This is a genomic window from Crocosphaera sp. Alani8 (assembly GCF_038442745.1).
In the GTDB taxonomy this organism is placed as follows: Bacteria; Cyanobacteriota; Cyanobacteriia; order Cyanobacteriales; family Microcystaceae; genus Crocosphaera.
Genome location: NZ_JARVCN010000162.1, coordinates 1 through 7,686 on the forward strand (window position 1 = coordinate 1; position 7,686 = coordinate 7,686).

The 7,686-nt window shown below is 37.2% G+C and carries 8 protein-coding genes; 3 read left to right on the forward strand and 5 right to left on the reverse strand.

Annotated elements, in window-relative coordinates; all coding sequences use genetic code 11:
- Positions 1 to 289: 289 nt before the first annotated feature.
- Positions 290 to 442 carry a hypothetical protein gene (locus P9B04_RS10935; protein WP_342055021.1) on the reverse strand — a complete coding sequence of 51 codons (153 nt, stop codon included), beginning with the start codon at positions 440 to 442 and terminating at the stop codon, positions 290 to 292.
- Positions 443 to 580: 138 nt separating this feature from the next.
- Here P9B04_RS10935 and P9B04_RS10940 point away from each other — a divergent pair, with 138 nt between their 5' ends.
- The gene (locus tag P9B04_RS10940) at positions 581 to 1,492 is read left to right on the forward strand and encodes a DMT family transporter (RefSeq protein ID WP_342055022.1); all 912 of its coding nucleotides are present in this window, start codon (positions 581 to 583) and stop codon (positions 1,490 to 1,492) included.
- 67 nt (positions 1,493 to 1,559) lie between these two features.
- A complete protein-coding gene (locus P9B04_RS10945) occupies positions 1,560 to 1,730 on the forward strand; it encodes a hypothetical protein (RefSeq protein ID WP_342055023.1) in 171 nt (56 codons plus the stop codon).
- Between the two features lie 60 nt (positions 1,731 to 1,790).
- Here P9B04_RS10945 and pdhA read toward each other — a convergent pair whose 3' ends face one another.
- Positions 1,791 to 2,822 carry a pyruvate dehydrogenase (acetyl-transferring) E1 component subunit alpha gene (gene pdhA / locus P9B04_RS10950; RefSeq protein WP_342055024.1) on the reverse strand — a complete coding sequence of 344 codons (1,032 nt, stop codon included), beginning with the start codon at positions 2,820 to 2,822 and terminating at the stop codon, positions 1,791 to 1,793.
- A gap of 275 nt (positions 2,823 to 3,097) precedes the next feature.
- A complete protein-coding gene (locus P9B04_RS10955) occupies positions 3,098 to 3,592 on the reverse strand; it encodes a host attachment protein (RefSeq protein WP_342055025.1) in 495 nt (164 codons plus the stop codon).
- Positions 3,593 to 4,006: 414 nt separating this feature from the next.
- On the opposite strand from P9B04_RS10955, the gene pgeF reads away from it, so the two are divergent.
- Complete coding sequence (gene pgeF / locus P9B04_RS10960) at positions 4,007 to 4,798, forward strand: peptidoglycan editing factor PgeF (protein ID WP_342055028.1); 792 nt, start codon at positions 4,007 to 4,009, stop codon at positions 4,796 to 4,798.
- Between the two features lie 9 nt (positions 4,799 to 4,807).
- Here pgeF and P9B04_RS10965 read toward each other — a convergent pair whose 3' ends face one another.
- A complete protein-coding gene (locus P9B04_RS10965; RefSeq protein WP_342055026.1) occupies positions 4,808 to 6,097 on the reverse strand; it encodes a peptidylprolyl isomerase in 1,290 nt (429 codons plus the stop codon).
- Between the two features lie 249 nt (positions 6,098 to 6,346).
- A complete protein-coding gene (locus P9B04_RS10970; protein WP_342055027.1) occupies positions 6,347 to 7,522 on the reverse strand; it encodes a vWA domain-containing protein in 1,176 nt (391 codons plus the stop codon).
- Between the last annotated feature and the right edge of the window lie 164 nt (positions 7,523 to 7,686).

Here is a 7,686-nt window from a genome sequence, read left to right on the forward strand (position 1 = left end):
ATGAAATTATCTAACCTTTATTCCCTTCTTTATTTTAACCTAGAATAAAGTTTTTATAAACTACTTTTTTCTCTTATTTTTAATAATTAAATAATCAATAGTTAGTAATAAATAAAAATCACAGACTGTTATTGGAATCAAATCTCCATATTCCTGATTGCATAAGGCTTTCATGCTTGTTCTTAATTCTCTCATGAATAATGCAGGCTAGTGGTTGGGCTATATATTAATAGGTATGAATTTCACAGAGAAATTTAGCCTATTTCAACACTTTTCTGATATTACCCTCTTATTGAGTAACTTTTTCTATGATTTGAGGTGATATTTTCGACCAATTAACTACACTTTTATTGATGATTCCAACCCCTCCAAAAGCGATCGCACCTATAGCTAATTCTGAACGGTCAGGAACACCCAATTTTCTCACTAGACAAATATCCAATTTTACTTTCAGTAATTTCTGTGGCTTTCAACTGAATCCTAAACTTACTAGTATTAGTTGTCATAACATTTTTCCCCAAAGCAAGGGATTTCTATGTTACAAAATATCAAGTTATTCAAAAATAGGTAGTTAAAATTAATGAGATCGCCCAAAACTTGGCAAGTTACTCTTATTCTAATTGTCGGTATTTTATCTGTTTCTTCTACAGCAGTTTTTATCCGTCTTGCTTTGGAAGCATCAGGAAAACCAGGAGTAGAATTTAGTCTTTTTTTAGCAGCATCTCGTTTAATTATTGCTTCAATTATTTTATTTCCTGCTTGGAAAACCGTAGTTAAAAACAAAGTGACTAATAAAGCTTATTATTATGCCATTGTGGCAGGTTTTTCTTTAGCATTTCATTTTGTTTGTTGGATTACCTCTCTATCATTTACTTCTATTGCGGCATCCACGACTTTAGTAACAACCAATCCTATTTGGGTGGCTCTAATATCTTGGTTTTGGTTTAAAGAAAAGCTTAAAAAAGTAACCATTTTAGGAATTATTATTTCCTTATCGGGAGGAATCTTAATTGCGCTAGGTAGCAACAATACTAACAATTTCTATAGTCAACCGATGCTAGGCAATAGCTTAGCTTTAATGGGAGCCTTTTTTGTGAGTTTCTATTTAATTTTTGGTAAAATATCTCAAGAACAAGGATTAAAAATTGGCAGTTATAGCATTATTGTCTACACAACTGCTGCGCTACTTCTTTTTCCTTTACCTTTTATATTTGGTTCTGGTTATAGTAATTATCCGAGTTCTGTTTATTTCTATGTTTTTTTGATAGCTATTTTTTCACAATTAATTGGTCATACTAGTATTAATTGGTCGGTGCGTTGGTTATCACCTACTTTAGTTACTTTGGGGATTTTATTTGAACCCATTGGCTCTAGTTTATTGGGGTTTATTATTTTTCAGGAAGTACCCTCTATTTTGGTATTAATAGGAGCTATCATCATTTTGTTCGGCGTTATTCTTACTGTTATTAGTTTACAAAATAATGTATCTTAATTTGTTACAATATAGAAAATACTAAATAATTAAAGTATTTTTCTATAAAATATACAGAATAACAAAAATGTCAAACATCACGAAAGAACAAAAAAACTGTCATCATTGCGAAGGGAAAGGATACTTAGAGATTAGGGATTGTACTGGAGAGGTTCAAAGAGAAGAAACCTGCGTATTTTGTGAGGGAAATGGTCAGATTGTGGATGAAGAAGATATAATAACCCCCGAAAATAGCTAGACAGTTGAGAAATGAGTTGGAGAGACCCACCCATAATCTCTGATTTGGGTGGGAAGTATGTTAATCTTCGGCGAAGATATAACGATATAAGTCTTTAGGATCAGGTTCAGGGCTTTCCTCAGCAAATTTTACAGCATCGTCCACTTTTGCTTGAACCTTTTGCTTAATTTCATCTAACTCACTTTGACTGGCTAAGTTATGCTCGATTAAATAAGCTTCTAGTCGTTGGATAGGATCTTTACCACCCCAAAATTCTTTTTCGTTGGGCGATCGCAGCTCATCGGGATCAGCCAGGGAGTGGCCACGAAAGCGATAGGTTAGGGCTTCGATTAAAGTAGGACCTTCCCCTGCTCTAGCTCGGGCGACGGCTTCTAGGGCAACCTTTCTCACTGCCAGAACATCCATCCCATCCACTTCTACTCCTACCATATCAAACGCACTAGCTTTTTTGTAAATTTCTGGTGAGGAGGTAGCGCGATCGTGTGCCATACCGATGGCCCACTTATTATTTTCTACCACATAGATGATGGGTAACTTCCACAAAGCGGCCATGTTTAAGCATTCAAAAAATTGACCGTTATTGCTGGCCCCATCTCCAAAGAAACAGGCTGTTACTTGATCTGCGGTTTGATCCCCCATCATTTCTCGTCTATACTTGCTTTGAAAAGCCGCTCCTGTGGCTACGGGAATACCCTCAGCAACAAAGGCATAACCCCCCAAAAGACGGTGTTTTTCAGAGAATAGGTGCATTGATCCCCCACGACCTTTACTACAACCTGTTTCTTTGCCAAATAACTCCGCCATCACTTCTCGCGGGGGAACCCCACAACTGAGGGCGTGGACGTGATCCCGATAGGTACTGGATACATAGTCTTCACCAGGACGTAAGGCTCTAATTATACCTGTAGAAACCGCTTCTTGTCCGTTGTAGAGGTGAACAAAACCAAACATCCGACCCCGATAGTACATCTCAGCACACTTATCCTCAAATAAGCGTCCCAAGGTCATATCCTCGTACAACATTGACCCTTCTTCTTTGGTCAGTTCGATGGATGCTGTGTTAAATTTAGGCAGTGTGCGTTCAGAAACCATAAGAATCCCTACTTTATTCAAGAAAAATTAATTCAACTAATTATCAAGGAAACGAACCAAGAATTAAAAATATCGCCACAACCGATGGAATTAAGTAACTTTAACCCTTGTAACTGAAGACAATTTCCTACTGTTCCAGTTTAAACCGAATGGGTGTACTGTAGTTAATTCGGTATTATCTACTTGACAAATTACTCCAAATATAAGTAGCACAGATAGGACAAAATTGAGTCGAAGGGAGAGCCACAATGAGGTCACCCTCCGAAGATAAAGTTTTAAAGAATCACGGCTTTGCGAGGGGGGACTAAATGTTTCTGGGCTAAGTATTCATGAAGTTCTAAAGGTTTTAGTTTACAAAGGTCTTTGGCTAATTCTTCGAGTTTAATAGTTCTCGGTAAATGGGGCATCAAGGAGTCCCGAACAAAGCCTAACATCTGGGGTTCGGCTACCAAGAGAACTAAATGAGACTCCCATTGACCCAAAAGTTCCGTAATTTTGTGGCTAATATCCTTGGCAAAATGACGTTCGTATTCGCTGAGATGGTTTTGACGATGATCGTCGTAGCCATGACCTTGACTACGAGATCCTCGGTTTCGTCCAGTTTTTGTATTCGCCCACAGTTCCTTACCGGACATTTCTTTTGCAGCATTCGCTAGACATTGGTGTTCAACCAGATTAGGACTCGACTGATATTCTGGAAACTCTGCCTCTTCTAATGTAAAAAAGCGAGCTTTTGTACCATCCATAACAGCAACGACAGCTTGATTCATAGGACTTTTTGATAGAATTCTCGAGATCCCCATATTACCAAGGGAATTTGTATTCTAGAACACTTTGGAATAAAGCTTAAAATTTGGAAAAGAAGCTAACCCATTTAAAATTTCTAATGTTGACCAATGCCTTAAACTCACATCTTGCACCTTCGATAAAACTGGCTAGTTTGTAAGGGTTCAGCTATCAGCTATCAGCCATCAGTTGAAACATATCAATCTCTATCTTATGCTGTGAGTGAGATTAAACCAATGCTTAACGCTTTCAGCTAAGACATGAAAGCCGAACGCTGTGCGATAGCGCGCCCTACGGAGTGAGGAACTGCTTAGTAATTTAAGTTTTTATGTACTGGTGCAAGATGTCAGTTAAAATTGAGTAGTAACGGATCATTGACCACAGGGAACTAAGACATGATGAGGGATGATTTAACTAAAACATGGCAATGGCAGTCTGCCGAAGGATTACCCTATTTAACCTGTTCCTTGCTAGAACAATGGCCTCACGGCTTTTTCACCCAACCGTTTTATCCGAGAACCCCAGAGGACTTGAGTAAAATTCTTGAGCCTTCAGCGGATGTTTACCGAGTGAAACAGGTTCATGGCAACCGTGTGTTGTCCCCTGATGAAATTAGACAAGAGCTTCCCCAAGAGGGTTTTCCCTCAGCAGATGGCATCGTAACTAACCTGCAAAAACAATCTATTTGGGTTGCGAGTGCCGACTGTACCCCTGTTTTGATAGGGGATGCCGTAACAGGAAACATAGCCGCTGTCCACGCAGGTTGGCGAGGAACTGCCAAACGAATTGTCCCAGAAGCGATCGCCCGTTTGCAGACTTGGGGCAGTGAGATGGAAAACTTACGCATTGCCATGGGACCTGCCATAAGTGGAGAGGTGTATCAGGTGTCCGATGAGGTGGCAGGGGAAGTGGTGGCTAGTTTGTTCCAAAAAGAACAAATAGACAGTTTACAGGGCATTCTGAACCCCTTAAAAAAGATTGCTAACCCTCCGATATTGCCTGATCCCGAACCAGGAAAAGTTCGTTTAGATGTACGCCGCATCAATCAATTACAATTGGAACAACTGGGCATAAAAGCGCAACAAATTAGTATTGCTCCCTATTGTACCTATCAATCCCCTTCACATTTCTTTTCCCATCGTCGTAGTCCAGAAAGAAAGGTGCAATGGTCAGGAATAGTGAGAATTTAGTTGAATTATCTAGATAACAATAGTATCAAAATAAGCCAAAATTGCATCTGCGTCGGTACGAGTAGCATTTTCTCCAATTAAATCGTTAGGGAAGTTTTCGATTAAAAATCCCAGTTCAGCACTATCTAGTTGTGACGCGTATAAATCAATCAAATTATAATCTTGTAATTCTACTTCATTATTGCCGTCGATATCTAATAAGTCGTCCCCTACTTCATCTAAATAACCTAATATTAAATCCGCACTGGTACGGGTGGCATTTTCTCCAATTAAATCGTTAGCAAAATTATCAACCAAGAAATCTAATTCGCTTTCGTCTAGTTGGGAAGCGTATAAATCAATTAAATTATAGTCTTGTTGTTCAACAATTCCGTTTCCATCGATATCTAAATTAGGAGTAACTTCGCTGACGACAGTAATATTAAAGGTATCTTCAACAATGTTACCTAGTAGATTGGTGCCTCGAACAGTGATTTCTGCTACTCCTATTTGATCATCGAGGTAATCAAGAATAAGTTGATTATTATCGATACTTGCATTAACTAAACTAGGATTAGAATTATTAACAACAGAAAAGGTTAATTCATCGACATCAGTAACAGTAATTTCACGAAAGCGAACAAATTCACTATCATTAGTTAAAACAGGGTTAGCAGGATCTATCTGTAGGGGTAAATCACTAAAAGCAGGATTCAAAGGTGTTCCATTAAAAGTAGGAACCTCTGCGATCGCATCAATAACTGCTAAATCATCTTCGGATAAAACTTCGCCAAAAACGGTAAAACCACCGTTTTGATTGTCCAAATTTGCGGAATTATCTCCGAGGTTAAAAAACCATTGACTAGTGGCACTATCGGGATCACCTCCTAATTTTGCCATAGCAATAGTCCCCCGTAAATTAGAGCGATCGCTACTAAATTCATTTTGGACTGGTGGATCATCAGGAACAAAACCAACAGTTAAATTATTAACAGTAAAGCCACCACCTTGAATGACAAAAGGAGAACCATCAGGAAGAGAAGCGGAACGATGGATTATACTATCAACATAATCATCATCTTCAACATAATTAATAAAATTTTCCACTGTTAAAGGTGCGCCAGCTTCTGCTTGATCGAATAATAAAACATTAATAATTCCGCCAGCTAAATCTGTGTTGTAGAGTTCAAATGTGGCTATTTTACCAGTGGTTAATGTATCATCGAAATTGGTAAGTAAATCTAAGTTAGTATTAGCAGCGTTTTCCACAACAGTTAAATCACTGATGGGATTTGTAATAATTGGAGGTAAGTTAGACATATCTTAATTAGAAATTGTAGTAGTTTTTTGATTATATGTTAATTTGGCCTTATTTTCTCAGACATTATATCAGTTTTCATGACCCTCTCGACATGCAAGTTAAATAGCTAAAAATTTATCTGTAGATAATTTTGAAATTTCATTTCCATACGTGTATTAAAGAGTATATTTTAATTTCATTAATTAATCATTATTTATTCCCAAGAAAGAGAATATTTACACAATGAAACCGAAAATAAAAACTCATATTTATGGATTTAGCTTGCTTTTCGCATCTGCTTTTAGTTTTTTACTCCATTGATTAAATTTATTAATTCCTACTGAACCGATGATTATTGTTACTCCTAACAATAATGAATGTTCCCACCACGATAATGGTTGATATGAAAAGTTTTTCAGTCGAATGGTTTTAGTATTAGAAACAAGATTACTTAATCCATAAGTTTCTGAGTTAACAACTACTTCGGTTTGATAAGAACCTGCTTTTTCTGCGTTTGGTTGTTGATAGGTGATTTCATATTCTCGTAGAGTTGTTAAAAATGTGTTTAAGCTATCCATGACTGCTTGAGCATTTTCCGGGAATCGATAAATTCCCCCTGGTGTTGCTTGAGCAATTTCTTGTAAGCGATCTCGATCAATAATAAATTCTCTGATATCTTTTCCTCTAATGCGACACCATTTTAAAAGATTATTAACGGTTAGGCTATCCCCTGATAAACTATAGATGCAAGTGGCGCGATTATAAACTGTTGATAAAGACTCTCCATATCCCATCGTATGAATTGTCACCTGAGAAGAATAGTCACCCAAAGTAGTTATAAGTTCCTGAAATCTTCTTTCTTCGCGCTTGCGATTAGGATCTGCATCGAATCCATCCGTGAATAAAATGACTCCTAAGCGTGGTACAATTCCAGAGGAATCTGCTTGAAAACGCTCATCATTGCCTAGAAATTCTACTGCTTCAGTAACAGGTTGATAGAGATTAGTTGAAGCGCACACTTCTACTTTAGCAAGGTTTTTAAGATAAGATTTAGTACCTCGATAAGGACTTTGTTCTAAATTCTCGTTAATAATTTCTTGAGTAACTCGATAACTTTTATCACATCCTTCTCCAAAAGGAACAAGAGCAATTTCAACAGGAAGATTTTGTGCTTCGATGTTCTCTAGAAATGCTTGTATTCCATTGACTGCTCCCCTTAATTTCTTTGTCCCAGAATCATCTTTATGTCTCATACTACCACTCATATCTAATAGAATGACTAAATAGGTAGGATCAGGTTTACTTTTTTCTGGTGGTATTAATTTAATATCTGGTTGCTTTAATATCTCTTCTTGTCCATTAGAAAATGTAGTTTTAACTTCAAAGTCTTCCGTGGTTAATCCTCGAATGGGAATTCTTTCATTATTAACTACTCTAACTTTCAAAGTAACATTATCTTTCTCTGAACTACCTCGGATAATCTCAACCTTATTGGAATTAGGAAAAGCTGGTAACCCAGAAATATTTAAGAGAATAGTGGTTAATATTAATGTTGCTGGTTCTAACGGTTTTAGTTGAAATATTTATGTAGTGTTACGGTAGCCGTTCA

Coding starts and splice junctions, on each gene's coding strand:
- pgeF (WP_342055028.1), top strand. CDS start 4,007: ATGAGGGATGATTTAACTAAAACATGGCAATGGCAGTCTGCCGAAGGA.
- pdhA (WP_342055024.1), bottom strand. CDS start 2,822: ATGGTTTCTGAACGCACACTGCCTAAATTTAACACAGCATCCATCGAA.
- P9B04_RS10940 (WP_342055022.1), top strand. CDS start 581: ATGAGATCGCCCAAAACTTGGCAAGTTACTCTTATTCTAATTGTCGGT.
- P9B04_RS10965 (WP_342055026.1), bottom strand. CDS start 6,097: ATGTCTAACTTACCTCCAATTATTACAAATCCCATCAGTGATTTAACT.
- P9B04_RS10945 (WP_342055023.1), top strand. CDS start 1,560: ATGTCAAACATCACGAAAGAACAAAAAAACTGTCATCATTGCGAAGGG.
- P9B04_RS10955 (WP_342055025.1), bottom strand. CDS start 3,592: ATGAATCAAGCTGTCGTTGCTGTTATGGATGGTACAAAAGCTCGCTTT.